The sequence below is a fragment of the Shewanella sp. AS16 genome, from assembly GCF_021412365.1.
Lineage (GTDB): Bacteria > Pseudomonadota > Gammaproteobacteria > Enterobacterales > Shewanellaceae > Shewanella > Shewanella salipaludis.
Genome location: NZ_JAKCLK010000002.1, coordinates 419,865 through 435,712 on the forward strand (window position 1 = coordinate 419,865; position 15,848 = coordinate 435,712).

At 60.5% G+C, this 15,848-nt stretch carries 10 protein-coding genes; 1 reads left to right on the forward strand and 9 read right to left on the reverse strand.

The features are described from left to right. Window positions 1-346: 346 nt before the first annotated feature. Window positions 347-1,690: a metalloprotease PmbA gene (gene pmbA, locus LZP73_RS06645; RefSeq protein WP_234233679.1), complete on the reverse strand. Its 1,344-nt coding sequence runs from the start codon at window positions 1,688-1,690 to the stop codon at window positions 347-349. A 161-nt stretch (window positions 1,691-1,851) separates the two neighbouring features. On the opposite strand from pmbA, the gene yjgA reads away from it, so the two are divergent. Then, window positions 1,852-2,385, forward strand: a complete 534-nt coding sequence (gene yjgA, locus LZP73_RS06650) for a ribosome biogenesis factor YjgA (RefSeq protein WP_234233680.1) — start codon at window positions 1,852-1,854, stop codon at window positions 2,383-2,385. Between the two features lie 140 nt (window positions 2,386-2,525). Here the strand turns inward: yjgA and LZP73_RS06655 are convergent, their stop codons facing one another. The 8 genes from LZP73_RS06655 to rng all read right to left on the reverse strand — a co-directional run bounded on the left by LZP73_RS06655 (window position 2,526) and on the right by rng (window position 15,736). Further along, the gene (locus LZP73_RS06655; protein ID WP_234233681.1) at window positions 2,526-3,662 is read right to left on the reverse strand and encodes an ABC transporter permease; all 1,137 of its coding nucleotides are present in this window, start codon (window positions 3,660-3,662) and stop codon (window positions 2,526-2,528) included. Continuing rightward, complete coding sequence (locus tag LZP73_RS06660; protein WP_234233682.1) at window positions 3,659-4,816, reverse strand: ABC transporter permease; 1,158 nt, start codon at window positions 4,814-4,816, stop codon at window positions 3,659-3,661. Before LZP73_RS06660 ends, LZP73_RS06655 begins: the two co-directional genes overlap by 4 nt. A gap of 11 nt (window positions 4,817-4,827) precedes the next feature. Beyond that, window positions 4,828-5,799: an HlyD family secretion protein gene (locus LZP73_RS06665; RefSeq protein ID WP_234233683.1), complete on the reverse strand. Its 972-nt coding sequence runs from the start codon at window positions 5,797-5,799 to the stop codon at window positions 4,828-4,830. Then, complete coding sequence (locus LZP73_RS06670) at window positions 5,789-7,228, reverse strand: TolC family protein (protein ID WP_234233684.1); 1,440 nt, start codon at window positions 7,226-7,228, stop codon at window positions 5,789-5,791. The genes LZP73_RS06665 and LZP73_RS06670 overlap by 11 nt, the downstream gene beginning before the upstream one ends. A 464-nt stretch (window positions 7,229-7,692) precedes the next feature. Beyond that, window positions 7,693-9,141, reverse strand: coding sequence for a metalloprotease TldD (gene tldD, locus LZP73_RS06675; protein WP_234233685.1), 1,449 nt, complete (start codon window positions 9,139-9,141; stop codon window positions 7,693-7,695). A gap of 121 nt (window positions 9,142-9,262) precedes the next feature. After that, window positions 9,263-10,099, reverse strand: a complete 837-nt coding sequence (locus LZP73_RS06680) for a carbon-nitrogen hydrolase family protein (protein ID WP_234233686.1) — start codon at window positions 10,097-10,099, stop codon at window positions 9,263-9,265. Further along, the gene (locus LZP73_RS06685) at window positions 10,023-14,228 is read right to left on the reverse strand and encodes a YhdP family protein (protein WP_234233687.1); all 4,206 of its coding nucleotides are present in this window, start codon (window positions 14,226-14,228) and stop codon (window positions 10,023-10,025) included. Before LZP73_RS06685 ends, LZP73_RS06680 begins: the two co-directional genes overlap by 77 nt. Then, complete coding sequence (rng, locus tag LZP73_RS06690; protein WP_234233688.1) at window positions 14,228-15,736, reverse strand: ribonuclease G; 1,509 nt, start codon at window positions 15,734-15,736, stop codon at window positions 14,228-14,230. Before rng ends, LZP73_RS06685 begins: the two co-directional genes overlap by 1 nt. Between the last annotated feature and the right edge of the window lie 112 nt (window positions 15,737-15,848).

Sequence of the window (15,848 nt, forward strand, 5' to 3'; positions counted from 1 at the left end):
CTTGGTCACCCGCAGGCTCACCTGAACCGGCTGCAACCGGTTGCGCCTTTCTATATCCTTTACTCATAGTCTCTATACCCTCTATATCTTCTGTGTGCCGATGCTGGCGGCACTGATGTTAACGGCCCTGATGTTAACGGCCCTATGCCATCGGGCCGTCGCCATTCTAGCATTTTGTACACTATTTCGGCAAAGACTGTCACAAAGTGCGGGCAGCAGGCATAAAAAAACGCCGGCGATACAGATATCGACCGGCGTATTCAGCTGAGTGCTTTCATCTCAGTGGCTGTTGCTCTTAGGCGCTTTCATCTCAGTGGCGTTCATCTCGGATGCAGCGGCCGGCGAATCAGTTGCCGGCGATCTTCATCTCGCTCAGCAAGATGCCGCCGGTACGGATGGAGGAGCGCAGATCCCTGTCTTTGGCCACCGCCTGTACGCCGCGGAACATGTCTTTCAGGTTACCCGCTATGGTGATCTCTTCCACCGGATACAGGATCTCGCCATTCTCGACATAGAAACCGGCGGCGCCGCGGGAGTAATCCCCGGTCACCATGTTCACACCCTGACCCATGACCTCGGTCACCAGCAGGCCCGTGCCCATGGCCTGGACCAATTCATCGAAGGTCTGCCCCGTGTGGCCGAGTGTCCAGTTGTAGATGCCGCCGGCATGACCCGTGGTCGTCAGACCCAACTTGCGCGCCGCATAGCTGGTCAAGAGGTAGGTCTGCAGGGTGCCGGCATCTATGATGCGCCTGTCCTGGGTGGCGACGCCTTCGCTGTCATAGTTGGCACTGGCGAGCGCGCCCAGCAGGTGCGGCTGCTCTTCTATGTTGAACCAGTCGGGAAACAGCTGAGTGCCGATAGAGTCGAGCAGGAAGCTGGACTTGCGGTATAAGTTACCGCCACTGATGGCACCGACCAGATGCCCTATCAAACCGGTCGCTATCTCGGGAGCCAGCAACACGGGCAAGTGCCCTGTGGCTATCTTGCGGGCGCCGAGGCGACTGACCGTCTTCTGCGCCGCCTTGAGGCCCACAGCCTCAGGGGTCCATAGCTCGTCGAACTTGCGCGCTATTGTGTAATCATAATCCCGCTGCATGTTGCCGTCGGCTTCTTCGCCTATCACCACACAGCTGAGGCTGTAACGTGAGCTGCAGTAGCCATTGAGGAAGCCATGGCTGTTGCCATAGACCTTGACCGATGTGTGGGCGTTGGCACTGGCCCCATCCGAGTTTTTGATCCTCGGATCGGCCTCCATGGCCGCGGCTTCGGCGCGTATTGCCAGCTGGGCCAACTCGTCGGCCCCTATATCCTGGGGATAATAGAGCTGCAAGTCGCGAAACTCTGTGGCCATCAGGCGCTTATCCGCCAGGCCGCTGAAAGGATCGGGCGAGGTGAATCTGGCGATGTCGTCGGCCGCTTTCACCGCGACGCGGATAGCCTCAGGGCTGAGATCTGAGGTCGAGGAACTGCCCTTGCAGCCATCGCGATAGACGGTGATCCCGAGCGCGCCGTCTTTGTTGAACTCGACCGTCTCAACTTCTTTCAGGCGGGTCGAAACAGACAGGCCCTGCTGTTTGCTGATCGCTACTTCGGCCGCGCTGGTGCCGAGTTTATCGGCATACTCGAGTGCCGTGGCGACGGCATGCTTGAGTGCATCTAATTCAATATCTAGGCTGCTGGAGGACACAAATCTACTCTTAGGTTATCGGCAATGCCAATAGCATAACAAACACAGATCCCAATCACATTAAATATTGCCGCTAGAGCCGCCCGGGCGGGAGAATACCTAGGCGAATAATTGCCTGAGATGGTATTATTGGCGGGTATATAACTCGAGGCTTTATCCATATGAAAATTGTTGGCGATTCAGAACACTTTAAACAGCCCTATGACAATGATGACGATTACGTCAGCAGAACGGAGCAGAAACGCGAGAGCGAAGCGCTGCAGGCGCTGGGGCTTCAGCTGGTATCCCTGAGCAAGACTCAGTTGGATAAGATAGAGCTGGATGAGTTTCTGTACGACACCATAGTCAAGGCGCGCAGCATCAAGCCCAAGACTGAGGCCTATCGCCGCCACATGCAGTACATAGGCAAGCTGATGCGCAGCGCAGAGATTGAACCCATTCAAGCGGCATTGGATAAGGTGCTCAACAAGAAAAACAACGAGAGCGCCCAGCTGCAGATCTTCGAGAAGATGCGCGAGCGTTTGCTGAGCCAGGGCGACGACGAGATCCAGACCCTGGTCGAAGCCCATCCGCAACTGGACAGGCAGAAGCTGCGTCAGCTGGTACGCCAGGCCAAGAAAGAACTGGAAAAAGGCCCAGAGTCCAAAGCGGCCAAAGAAATTTTCAAATACCTGCGCGGCGAAATCATAGACTAGTCTTCGGCCGCTGCGGCAACAGCCACAGGGATTTTGTCTTAGTGGCTGTCGTCGGCAAATCCACGGTAAAACGCCTCACTACCCCAGCCTTTATCGCCAGAACCCCAGTCTGCAAACTCAACACTGATATCCGGTGGCGGCTATTGCAGGCTAGCCCGCTTTCCCGCAATCCCCCTGACGGCCAAGCCAAAGAATAGGCCGAACAGGCCCCACAGCTGCAGCCACTTGGGCAAGACATCAGTCCAGGCGGCGCCGAGCTGATTCAGCTGCAGCAGACCGGAGATGGCGGGCACGGCCGGAACCAGCTGCGATAAGCATACCAAGGGATCCGGGATCAAGGCCAGCGGCCAGACGAAGCCGCTGACGAACAGGATAGGCATGGACACCAGCAGGTACACCTGGGTCGGCAGATCGCGGCGCCGGAACAGGCAACTCAGGGCGATGCCTGCCGCCGCCGTCGAGAGCAGGAAAGGCAGCAGAAACAGCGCCACCCGTCCCAGGCTCGCCTGTACCGTCACTCCATACCAGTAGTAACACCAGCCGACATAGAAACTGGTAAACAGGCTATAGAGCAAGGAAAAAGCCAGGATGCGGCCGCACACCAGCTTCAAGGGAGAAGTTTCGCGCCAGTAGCCGGCGGTGCGCCATTGGCCCGCCCCCAGTATGCCTGTGCCTATCAGCAGGGTCTGGTGCAGTATCAGCAGAAACAAGCCTGGGACCACATAGGGGGTGTAGCCCAGACCCGGATTGAAAGCGGGCACACTGTTGAGCCTGACCGCATTCAAGGCCCGTTCCGCCTCGACCTGCTGTTCACCCCTTGCCAGCAGGCCCAGCAACTGGATCCCCTTGCCCGCCTCCAAGCCTGCCGCCACCAGGCCTTCGGCCACGGCAGAATAGATGAGGAAATAACTGGCGTCGCCGCCATAGCTCAAGACCACGCCCTTGCCGAGCAAGAGATCCCGGCGAAAGCCTGCGGGGATCACCAGCAGACCATGGGCCTTGCCTGCGGCTATCCACTGCTGCGCCGTGGCTATGGCATCGACCCTGGCCACCACCTGGATCTTGGCGCTGGCGTCGGCATGGCGCACCAACTGGCGGCTGAGGGATGAGTGGTCCAGATCCACCACCACCAACTGCTGCTCGGTCGGCACCTGATGCAGGTAAGGCAGGGGATACAAGATCGAATAAAAGAGCACGCCGCCGAACAGGGTCACGGCTATGGCCTTGTCGCTCACTATGGCCTTGAGTTCATTGATGACAAGTTGCAGTAGGCTCATGACTTGACCTCACTACCGGGTTGCAGGCGCGTCTGCAGCCTGCGCCCCAACAGGTAAATCACGGGCAAGAGCAGCAGGTAGCCCCAATAGGATGCCAGTTGGGCCGGCAGACTCGGCCAGCCCAGGCCATAGCTGACCTGAGCCACGTGGGCGTCTATATAGTGGCTCGATGGCATCAGCAGGCGCCAGTATTGGGCCGCCGAGGGCATCTCATGCACGGGAAAGGTGATCCCCATGAAGGCGAAGGCGGGGGCGAACAGCGCGGTGCAGAAACTCACCACCCTGGCGCTGTCGGCCAGCAACAGGAAGACGGTCAACACCAGGCACCAGACCGCCAGCAACATGCAGCACTGGGCGATAACCAGCACCGACAGGCTGCCGGCGAAGGGCAAGCCCAGATAGAGATACAGGAAACACAGGATGCCGGCGCCATGGAGCGCCAGGAGCGGCAGATAGACGCCCAGCTTGGCCAGCAGCTTGGGCCAGAAAGCCAAGCTCAGGCCAGGGTCATAGAGGGCCGGGTTCAGCTCGCGATTGAAACTGTTGGCAAACACCAGCATGGCCAGCAGCTGCCACAGGGCGATCAGCACGGGCGGCACCAGGAAGCCGACATAGTTGCTGTTGCGATTGAACAGCGCCGTGGTCTGGCTCTGTACCGGCCTCAGGTTCACCGTCACCCTGGCCTTGGGCACCCCGGATGCCAGCTGCTTCAGCCCGGCCAGCTCCAGCAAGCCGGCCCCCAGGCTCTGCTGAAGTTGGCTGGAGAGCAACTTGCCCATCAGCAGGAACTGGCTGTTGTAGCGTATGTCTATGCTGGGGCTGTGGCCGGCGCCCCTGAGCAAGTCTCTGTGCAGATCTTTGGGCAAGAGCACCAGGGCATAGACCTCGGCCCGGCGCATGGCGGCGACGGCAGCGGGCAGATCCGCGAAGGCCAAGGGGGCAGTGACGGCGTTGGCCGCCAGTTGCCGTCCCAGCATGCGGCTAACCTGGCTCTGGTCCAGATCCACCAGCGCCACGGGCAACTGCCTGGGCAAGCCGGCACTGAACAGCCACCAGAGCGCCAGCACGCTCAGCAAAGGCACATAAGTCACCAGCGCCAGTTGCCAGGGGGAATGCCACAGGGCATGGAGTTCGCGGCGTATCGGGCCTGTCATCTGCATGCCACTCAGAGGGTCAGGAGTGCCGACATGCCGACCCGCAGATCCGCTATCGTCTGGGTTGGTCTGAGTTCGACCTCGAAGGTGCGCATGTCGAAGTCATGGCCGCTCTCGGTGGAGCGCCAGGTGGCGAAGTCGCCCATCACGCTCACATGGCTGACCCTGAACTCGGCCGTCCGTCCCAGTGCCGGCAGCTCCAGGGTCATGACGGCGCCTTGCTTGAAGCGCTTGAGCTCGTCTTCACGTACCTGGAATACCGCCCAGGCATCCTGCATGTCTATGAGGCTGACCACGGGAAACCCGCTTGGGGCCAGTTCCCCCGGCTGCAGCAGCACTTCGCTTATCTCTCCGGCGCGCGGTGCGCGCATCTGGCTGTCGGCCAATATGGCGCTGACCTCGCCGACGGCGCCCTCGGCCCGGCGGGCATTGCCCGCGGCCGCGGCCTTGGTCTCGCTGCGGGCGCCTTCCTCGGCCATCTGATACATGGCCTTGGCGGCCTGCTCTGTGTACTTGGCGGCCTGCCACTGGGTGAAGGCTTCATCACGCTTCTGCCGCGCCACCACGCCTTCGCCGAACAAATTCTCTATCCTGTCGTAGGTGGTCTGCGCCAGACTGGCCCCCGCCTTGGCCTTGAGCCACTGCTCCTTGGCGGCCAGGATCTGCTGCGCCCTGGCACCGCTGTCGGCCTCCTGCTGCATGGCCTTGGCGGCGTCGAAGCCGCCCTGGGCCTGCATCAGCTTGGCATCCAGCTCAGGGCTGTGGATGGCGAACAGGAGATCCCCCGCCGCCACGCTATCGCCGCGGCGTACCAGCACCTGCTCCAACCGGCCCGGCACCTTGGAAGAAATGTTGTATTCCCTGGCCTCTATCTGTCCCTGCAGCAGCCTGGGCTTGGGGCTATAGGCCAGCACCAGGCCATAGGCCAATACCAGAATGAGAAAAACCAGCGCCGCTACGGCAAAGATTCTGTTAGCGCGCATCTTGCGTCTCCTGCTCTCGTGTATGGCCGATGAACTCATCCAACTGACCGCTGATGGTCATCAGACTGGCATAGGCCTGAATGTAGTTGTACCTGGCACCCAACTGACGGCTCTTGACCGCGCTGAGCTTGAGCTCGGCGTCGACCCTGTCGATGGAGGTAGACAGGCCCTGATTGAAGGCCAACTCCCTAAGCCTCAGGTTTTCTTCGGCCAGACTCAGTGACAGTGTCAGCGCCTCGACCTCTTCCTTGGCCTGCAGCAGCCGGCGGTAACTCTGCTCCAGCAGCAGGCTGAGATCTTCCCGGGTCTGGGCCTTGGTGTATCTGGCCTGCAGCAGGGCACTCCTGGCCGCCTGCACCTTGCCGCCCGGGCCGTCACGGCTCAGCAGGGGGATCTTCACCCCCAGGCCCAGCATCCAGTCGGGTTCCATCTTGGCGAACAGGCTGTCGTCTTCATACAAGGTGTAGTTGCCGAACAGGAACACAGTCGGCCGATACTTGCCCTGCTCCAGCGATACCAGGCCTTGGGCCTGGGCCTCCTTGGCTGCCAGCAGCAGCAACGCCGGATGTTGCTTCAGGGTCAGCTGGCTCAGGGCCGGCAGCGAAGGCAGCTCGGGCAGGATAAAGAGTCCTGAGCTTGGGTTGATGTTTGGCTCATGCAGCAGGCGCACCAGGGCAATTTGGGCCATCTCATGTTGACGGCGGGCACTGCCGAGATCCACCCTGGCATTTTCCAGCGCCACCTGGGCGTTGAGGCGTTCCACCTTGGCTATCTGCCCCTGTTGTTCCAGCTTGATGGCATGCTCGGCATGCTCTGTGAGTGATGCCACCAGCTGTGCCTGGGTCTGGGCCAGGCTCTGGGTCACGGCCACGGCGAAGTAGCGTTGCACCAACTGGGTGAAGAGCTCGCGGGTCGCCAGTTGCAACGCCTGCTGCTTCTCGGCCACCATGGCCTCGTGTATCCCCTGGGCGGCACTGATCTGCCCGCCCGTATATATGGGCCACATGGCCTGCAGGCTGGCACGGAAGATGTCTTGCTCCGTGAAGGGGGTGACGAACAAATTGCCGGGAATGCTGGCCAGGGCGCCGCCCAAGGCCAGCGGCAGTGTCTTGGGATCCAGGGATGCCAAGGGGTTGAGATCCCTGAGATCCATCTCCACAGGCTGCTCCAGCCGGGTGTAGCTGCCGGCTATGCTCAGCGCCGGCAGGCTCAGGCTCTCGCCCGCCTCCTGCTCTCCCTTGGCGCGATTGAGCTCCTGGGACTGGGCCAGCAGCTTGTCGCTCACCTTGAGCAACTGCTGCCAGGCGGCATCGAAGCTCAGCGGCTCTGCCGGCGCAGTGAAGGCGCACAGGGCCAGCCCCGCCAGCAGCCAGCCCCTGGCGGCTTGAGTTACCCGGCTCACCCGCACGCTTTTCATCGGAAGTCTCATCCCCACCTCTAGAGTTATTGCTCTAAATTATACCGCTATTCTAACATCCTCTGCCCCAGCCTAACAGCAGTTGGCAGGTGATTGATATCACTCTATAAATAAATTGGCAGCCCGGGAGCGACGGCAGACTCTGGCTTGGCCGGCAAGCATAGCGGATGACGAGCGAGGGATAAGATCTAAGAGGCCGGGGCATATGCCCCGGCCCTTATGTCAGACTCAGACTATCAGGCGGTGCCGCCCACCGTCAGGCGATCCAGTTTCAGCGTTGGTTGACCGACACCCAGCATGGGCCACGCTCAGGCTATCAGGCGGTGCCGCCCACCGTCAGGCGATCCAATTTCAGCGTTGGTTGACCGACACCCAGCATGGGCCACGCTCAGGCCATCAGGCGGTGCCGCCCACCGTCAGGCGATCCAATTTCAGCGTTGGTTGACCGACACCCAGCATGGGCCACGCTCAGGCTATCAGGCGGTGCCGCCCACCGTCAGGCTATCCAGTTTCAGCGTTGGTTGACCTACCCCGACCGGCACACTCTGACCGTCCTTGCCACAGACGCCGACGCCCTGATCCAATGCCAGATCGTTGCCCACCATGGAGATCTGCTGCATTGCCTCGGGGCCGTTGCCTATCAGGGTCGCGCCCTTGATGGCCCGGGTTACCTCGCCATTCTCTATGAGATAGGCCTCGGAGGCGGAGAACACGAACTTGCCCGAGGTGATATCCACCTGGCCACCGCCGAAGTTGGGGGCATAGATGCCCTTCTTCACCGACTTGATGATGTCGGCGGGCAGCGACTCGCCGGCTTCCATATAGGTATTGGTCATACGCGGCATGGGCAGATGGGCGTAAGATTCGCGCCGGCCGTTGCCCGTCGGCATCATGCCCATCAGGCGGGCGTTGAGCTTGTCCTGCATATAGCCCTTGAGTATGCCGTCTTCAATCAGGACGGTTTTCTGCCCTGGCACCCCTTCATCGTCTATGCTCAGGGAGCCGCGGCGGTTGGCCAGGGTGCCGTCGTCGACCACTGTCACCAGCTTGGAGGCGACCTGCTGGCCTATCTTGCCGCTGAAGGCACTGCTGCCCTTGCGGTTGAAGTCGCCTTCCAGGCCATGACCCACGGCCTCGTGCAACAGGACCCCGGGCCAGCCGTTGCCCAGCACCACGGGCATCTCGCCTGCCGGCGCATCTATGGCATTGAGATTGACCTGGGCCTGGCGCACGGCCTCGCGGGCGAAGCCGAAACAGCTTGGCAGGCCAGTGTCATCGCTTTGCAGCAAGACGCTGTAATCGTGACGGCCACCGCCACCGGCGCTGCCACGTTCGCGCTTGTCATTCTCTTCGAGGATAACGCTGCAGTTGAAACGCACCAATGGGCGCACATCGGCGGCCAGGGTGCCGTCGCTGGCGGCGACCAGGATTTCTTCATGTACGCCGGACAGACTCACCACCACCTGAATGATGCGGCTGTCCAGGCTGCGTATGTAGGCGTCAGCCTCTTTCAACAGGTTGATCTTCTTGACTTCTTCCATGGCGGCTATGGGATCAGCACTGGCATAGAGGGGATGCACCGCCTGGCGTTTCAGGGCCTGCACCTGGCAGTGCCGGCCGGCACCGGCTATGCTGCGCGCCGCGTCGACCGCCGCACTCAATGCCGCCGGGGTAATTTCATCGGCATAGGCGAAGCCGGTTTTTTCATCCTTGATCGCCCTGACACCTACGCCCCTCTCTATGTGGAAACTGCCTTCCTTGATGATGCCGTCTTCCAGCACCCAGGACTCGTGGCGGCTGCCCTGAAAATAGAGATCCGAGAAGTCTATGTTGTGCTTGTGTATGGTATCCAAATAGCCTTGCAGTTCGTCCAGTGCCAGACCCGACTGCAATAAACTCTGTCCAACTTGTGCTAAAAACGGCATAGATTCTCTCTTCGATCCTGTCGATCGGTTGCAATTATGGCTGCGGCTTGATGGCTTAGATCGCGCCGCGGCAAAGGGGTTATGAGTGACGCCCGGCATCACTCCTGTATTCAGTTGGCCGCTACCTGGCAGTCAAGCTTGGCGCCGCGAAGCGGTTATGCTCCATCACTGGCATCTGGCGGCGGATGCGCTGCAACTGCAGCATGTCTGGCCTGGCCTGTATCCAGCCTGTGCCTGTCTGGCGCTGCGCCATTATCTGCCCCCAAGGGTCGACTATCATGCTCTGGCCCCAGGTCTCGCGGCTGCCCTCGTTATGTTGGCCCCACTGAGCGGCGGCGAGCAGGAAACACTGGGTCTCTATCGCCCTGGCCTGAATCAGGCTCTGCCAGTGCGCCTCGCCCGTGACCTTGGTGAAGGCCGATGGCAGGGCGATAAACTCGGCGCCTGCCAGACGCATGGCGCGAAACAGCTCGGGAAAACGCAGATCATAACAGACTGCCAGGCCGATTTTACCCAGGGGGGTGTCTACCACGCTGATATGTTCACCCGGACAGAAGGTATCGCTCTCGCGATATTCCTTGGTACCGTCGGCGACATCCACATCGAACAGATGCAGCTTATCGTATTGGCCCAGGACCTCGCCCGAATTATCGAAGAGATAACAACGGCTGTAGACCCGGCCCTCGTCGGCCCGCATGGGAATGGTCCCGGCCACCAGATACACATCATAGCGCTTGGCCAGGGCACCGAGTGCCGACTTCAGCGAGCTCTGGCGCTCGTCACCTGCATATTGCAGCTGCTGGCGCTCATGACCGCCAAACAACAGACTGCACTCGGGCAACACCACCAACTGAGGTTCGTTGGCTTCGCGGGGCAAGCACTCAAGCTGCGATTCGATAAACTCCAGATTGGCCACCACATCGCGGCTGCTCTGGCACTGTAACAAGCTGATCTGCATCTTTGTCTCCAGGTATCCCTTCTCGGGCATAGGCATAAGTCCCCCCGACCAGCTTGAGTATGGCATCAGCCGGCCTCAGCGCCACAGGAGCCAGGCCTGCTGCCGGCTCAGGCTCTTGTTTGAGTTCTGGCTGAGGCTCTGGCTGAGGCTCTTGCTTTGCCGGAGCAGGGGTCTCAGGCTGGACCGGCCCAGTCTCTTCGGATGGCGGCGCCTTATCCACAGCCTCGGCCGGGGCGTCGACTGCCGGCTTGCGTGGCAATATGGACTCGGGGATCTCTATCTCTTTGCTCTTGCGCTCCAGTTCTTCCAGTTTAGGGTCATCCATGGTGCCTGTCAGCCGGAACCTTATTTCCGAGATCACTTCGATCACGGGTTCGAGCACCTTGGTCAGGGCAAAGGCCCCCAGGCCCAGGGTCCAGGCACTGGTGCTGAGCAAGACCACAGTCGGCACACTGGACGCCAACTGAGGCACGAAACGAATATCATAATTCAGGCTCTGGCTGATCAGATCCGTATAACCCCTGACCTTCATGTCGCCGGCGACGGCATCCATGGCCGTGTTGGTGGTCTTGACTACCCCATTTTCCAGCAGCAGATCCCCCTTGAAAGCGTCGAAGTACAGGCCCTTGCCGAAGACATCGGAGAAATCCAGTGACAGCTTACGCAGCAGGGAATCCAGGCTGAAGAGTGAGAAGATACGGGCGCCCTTGTCGCTGATCTCCGACAGATGGCCCTTGCCGAAGTCGAACCTCACCTTGCCACCCAGGCTCTCGAGGGAGAAGGCATAGGGCGCATCCCGCCAGGACAGGGACGCGGTCAGATCCAGCGGCGCATCCTGGAGTCCCGGGCTCAGCCCCAAGCGGTCGGTCAGGGTATCGAACTTGTCGGCCTTCAGGGTCAAGGTGACCTGGGTCAGACTCTCTCCCTGCCGGACTTTCCAATAGCCCTGGCCCTGCAGGCTGGCATCAGGGGTCGTCAGTGACAGGGTCTGAATATGGTAAGCTTCGCCCTCCGGCCTGGCTTGCAACACCAGATGCCCGAATGGCTTGTCGTAGAAGTTGAATGCATCCACATCTATCGCCACCGGTGGCAGGTTCGCCAGCAGCTGGGCCTGATCCTGAACCGGGTTCCCGGCCGCGCTCTGCTGGGCCTGGGGGGCGAAATCGAACTTCTGCGCCACCACTTTCAATCCCTGGGTCAACCAATCCGGATAAAAGTCTATCCAGCCCTCGAATTCGTTCGCCTTGGCGTTGAAACGCCAGCCACTCTCCTGGGGCGCGGCCTCGAAGCTGAGATCCGTCAAGGCCTGGCCCAGGAGATCCAGCTTGGCTATCCTGGCCTCGACGGCCTTGAGTGGCGGAAAGGCGCCGCCCTGTGGCTGGGTTGCGCCTGCGTTTGGCGTTCCGGGCTCAGATTGTGCCACCTCGGCCTCGGCGCCTTTGCCGAGGAAGCTGCGGATCAAGGGCAACCAGGGCTGAAACTCGACCTCATCGAGCGCCAGCTGCAGATAGCCGCCCTCCTTATGGACCTCGTCACCCGGCTGGAACAGCCGCCCCAGCAAGAGGTGATAATCCGTCAGCCGGCCGGCGGAGGCCGAGTCGAAGCCGCCCCAGAACTCGGCCTGTTCACCCAGGATAATGTCCAGCGAGGTGCTCTCGCTGTCACCGACCAGATCGACATTGAAACGGCGCGCTTCCTGGGGTAATTTCCCGAAACTGCCGGGCAATGACAGCCCGACGCCGCTGAGATCTGAACCGACACTGGCCTGCAAGCGATAGCCCTCGGGAGCGAAGACCAAGGTCATGCCGCCGGTCCAATCCAGCTGACCCGAATAATAGGCGCTCAGGGGATTGTCCAGACTATCCGGCAAGGCCGCCAGATCCCAGCTGCCATTGATCTTGAGATTGAGGCCCAAATCCCGATTCACCCTTTCGGTATCGAACGACAAGGTCACGGCCTGCTGAAACAGGCGGGCACCTATGTCCTGGCCTTCGACCAGCTCGTTGGCGAATCTCACCTCGCCCGTCACTGCCTCTAGCTGCACCCCGGGTTGCCGCAGATACACAGGGGTCTTGTCGAACAGCACCCGGCCGCGGATGTCGGGCTCCCCCCCCGGATACAGGGGTATGGTCAGATCCAGATTGGCGCTCACCCTGTCCTGGATCTGCACCGTCTCCAGGGTCGCACCTACGCTGGCGGCCAAGGGAGAGGCCTGCAGCACTTGGGTGGCGGCGGCGCCTTGGGTCGTCAGATCTGCCTGCACCTTCAGCACAGACTCGTGTCCCAGGTGAGGAATATACACATGGGCGCCATCGGCAGGCACCTGCAGCAATTGCCCCTTATCGACCCAGAGATCCATGCGGGCATTTTCGAACAGCGCCGCCAGACTCAAGTCTGTCACCGCCGGCCAGTCGGGTTGGAAGCGGTATTTGGCCTGGGTCAAATTGAAGTCCGCCTGGAAGACACCCGAATGATCTTCATAGGGAAAATCGCTCAGCTGCCCATGCCACAGCAACCTGGCATCCTCTATCTTACCCGCCTGGATGGCGCCACCGAGGTAATCGACCAGGGGCTCACCCATGCCATGGCGGGGGAAATAGCGCTTGGCGTTGGCGGCATTCTTGAGCTGTAACTTGGCGGCCAAGGCCAACAGGGCGCCGTCACTCAGATCCAGGCGCAGGTTCGCATCGAGCGCCAGGTCCTCATTTTCCAGCTGTAATCCGCTTAAGCTCAAGGCCTGGTGCCCGAGATCGAATTGCCCCTGCAGGGCCGCGGCATCCAAGTGAATCGGCGCCTGGAATTCTTCCTTCCAGCTCAGCTCATAGCTCTGGGACGGGGCGGAGAAATACAGGGTCTGCCCCTGCCAGCCCAGAGTCGCATCCAGCGGCGCGCTGCCGGGCAGGCCGGCGGCGTTGTGCCAGCCCAGTTGCGCTATATCCACGCTCGCCTGCAATGCTTCACCCGCGTGGCGATACAGGCGCAGCGGCCCTATCTCGCCCTCGGGTTGCAATGCTTGCCAATGTCGCAGACTCGCGACATCTACCCCGGGAAACAGGGGCAACAGCGGCAACAGCATACGGGTATCCAGCGGGCTCAGGTAAGCGAAGAGTTCATCGTCGCTCTGCTTGGCCGCCAACGTCAGTGCCGGCCAGGCGACGCCATTGGTCACAAAATCCAGCCCCTGGCTCTGCACCCGCCAGCCCTGGGTATCGGGGCGCCAGGCGATGGTGCCGCCCTGGATGGCAAATTTTTGTTCCTGGTTATCCAACGACCACTGCAACCAACTGGGCTCGAATTGCACCAGGCCGGACTCTATCTTGCGCTGTGCCAGCGTCACCCAGGCTTCCAGGTTGACCACCCCCTGCAAGGGCAGGGTAGTGCCGGGAGCTTTGGGGTTGGCCTGGCGGGAGGCCCACTCGCCCAGATCCAGCGACTTGGCCGCCAGATAAATTTGTCCCCTCAGGCTATCCGGCGCATTGGCGTCGCCATTGATGTCCAGGTTCAGGCTCAGGGATTCATGGCTCGAGGCGTTGGCGGCCAGTTGCAGTATGCCCGAGCCCTGGTGCCGCGCCCCAGTGTTGCGCCACTTGAGATCTTTGATATAGAGGGGGGGGAAATGGTGTTGGGCACTGAGCAGTTGCAGGCGAACATCTGACAGGGAGAAGCGCCCCAACTGCTCGAGCAGGAGGCGGTAGAGCCAATCTGTATTGGCCGAGCTCTTCGGCTCCCCCTTCTGGCTCAGGGCATCGAGATCCAGTGCCAGGTGCACGCCGTTGAAGATCACTGTTTCTACCTGGGGCGACGCCGTCAGCAGTGTCTGCCAGAAATCCAGCTTGATCTGCACCTTGCCCACTATCAGGGTCACGGGCAAGCTTTCCTGCGGCGGGATCACCAGATTGTCCACGGTCAGCGCCGGGCCGAAGGCTTCCCATTGGGCCGAAATCTGTCCCAGTTGCAGCTTCAACTGATACTCATCCTGCAGATAGGTGGCCACCTGCTGGCGCACCTGCCCCAGCTGCGGCAGGAGACCGCGGATCAGGCTGACCCCAAGGGCGAACAGCACCAGGAATATTGCCAGCGCCTGCCAGCAATAACGGCTGAATTTGAACGGACAGAAAGGCAGTCGCACTACACCATCACCACGTCATATTTATTCTGGGCATACATGGGCTCGTTCTGCAGCCGAATGCGTTTGCCTATGTAGACTTCCAACTCGGCGAGCAAATGACTCTCATCGCCGCTGAGGCTCTGATGCACGGCCGGCGAACAATAGAGCAGGAACTCATCGGCATCATAGCTCCGGTTGAGACGAATGATCTCGCGGAATACTTCGTAAGACACAGTTTCTATGGTCTTCATGCTGCCTGTGCCCTGGCAGGAAGGACACTCGCCGCAGACCACATGTTCCAGGCTCTCGCGGGTTCGCTTGCGCGTCATCTCCACCAGGCCCAGCCCGGAGAAGCCACTGATATTGGTCTTCACCCTGTCTTTGGCCAGCGCAGTGGTCAGGCTATTGAGCACCCGGGTCTTATGCTCGGCGTTCATCATGTCGATGAAATCTATGATGATGATGCCCCCAAGGTTACGCAGCCTCAGCTGACGGGCTATGGCCTGAGTCGCCTCCAGATTGGTATTGAAGATGGTTTCTTCCAGGTTGCGATGGCCGACGAAGGCGCCGGTATTGATGTCGACGGTCGTCATGGCCTCGGTCTGATCTATGATGAGATAACCACCCGACTTGAGTTCGACCTTGCGCCCCAGGGCCCGCTGGATCTCATTTTCCACATCATAGAGTTCGAACAGCGGCGCCGGCCCCTGGTAATGTTCTATCTTGGCGGCGATTTCCGGCATGAACTCGAGGGCAAACTGCTGCAGTTCGCTGAAGGTACGACGTGAGTCGACCTGAATGCGATCCAGTTCTGTGCCGACAAAATCCCGCACTATACGTACCGGCAGGGCCAGATCCTGATACAGCAAGGACACGCGCGGACGTTTGCGGCGCTCGCTGACCTTGGCCCAGACCCGTCGCAGGAAGGCCGCATCCTGGGCCAGTTCATCGGCCCCCACGCCTTCGGCGGCGGTACGTATGATGAAACCACCGTCGGCATCCACATAAGGCAGGGTAATGTTCTTCAGGCGGACGCGTTCTTCCTCCTGCTCTATGCGTTGGGACACCCCGACATGGCTGGAGCCGGGCATGAACACCAGATAGCGTGAGGGTAAGGTGATGTCTGTGGTCAGGCGGGCACCCTTGGTGCCCAGGGGATCTTTGACCACCTGCACCATGATGTCCTGGCCCTGGCGCACCAGCTCGGCTATGTCACGCACCACGAAGTTGCCTTTCTCTACCTCGGCGACACACTCGGTATGGGGCACTATGTCGGAGGCGTGCAGGAAGGCGGCTTTTTCCAGGCCTATGTCGACGAAGGCCGCCTGCATGCCGGGCAATACCCGGCTGATCTTGCCCTTGTAGATGTTGCCGACCAGGCCGCGCTTCATCCGCCGCTCTATGTGCACTTCCTGCAGAACACCATGCTCGACCAAGGCAACCCTGGCCTCGGAGGGGGTTACATTGATCAGTAACTCCGACCCTATCTTGCTCTGTGTCTTGTGCTGACTCAAGCGGCTGCTACTCACGACTCACCCCATTTGGGAAACTTGGCTCTTGGAGCATGCTGGCTCCAATGACATAAGATTAATAAAACATGCAAAACAAATTCGTGACTCGGGCACTGGCTCTTGAATGCCC

Coding starts and splice junctions, on each gene's coding strand:
- yjgA (WP_234233680.1), top strand. CDS start 1,852: ATGAAAATTGTTGGCGATTCAGAACACTTTAAACAGCCCTATGACAAT.
- LZP73_RS06655 (WP_234233681.1), bottom strand. CDS start 3,662: ATGAGCCTACTGCAACTTGTCATCAATGAACTCAAGGCCATAGTGAGC.
- LZP73_RS06660 (WP_234233682.1), bottom strand. CDS start 4,816: ATGACAGGCCCGATACGCCGCGAACTCCATGCCCTGTGGCATTCCCCC.
- LZP73_RS06665 (WP_234233683.1), bottom strand. CDS start 5,799: ATGCGCGCTAACAGAATCTTTGCCGTAGCGGCGCTGGTTTTTCTCATT.
- LZP73_RS06670 (WP_234233684.1), bottom strand. CDS start 7,228: ATGAGACTTCCGATGAAAAGCGTGCGGGTGAGCCGGGTAACTCAAGCC.
- tldD (WP_234233685.1), bottom strand. CDS start 9,141: ATGCCGTTTTTAGCACAAGTTGGACAGAGTTTATTGCAGTCGGGTCTG.
- LZP73_RS06680 (WP_234233686.1), bottom strand. CDS start 10,099: ATGCAGATCAGCTTGTTACAGTGCCAGAGCAGCCGCGATGTGGTGGCC.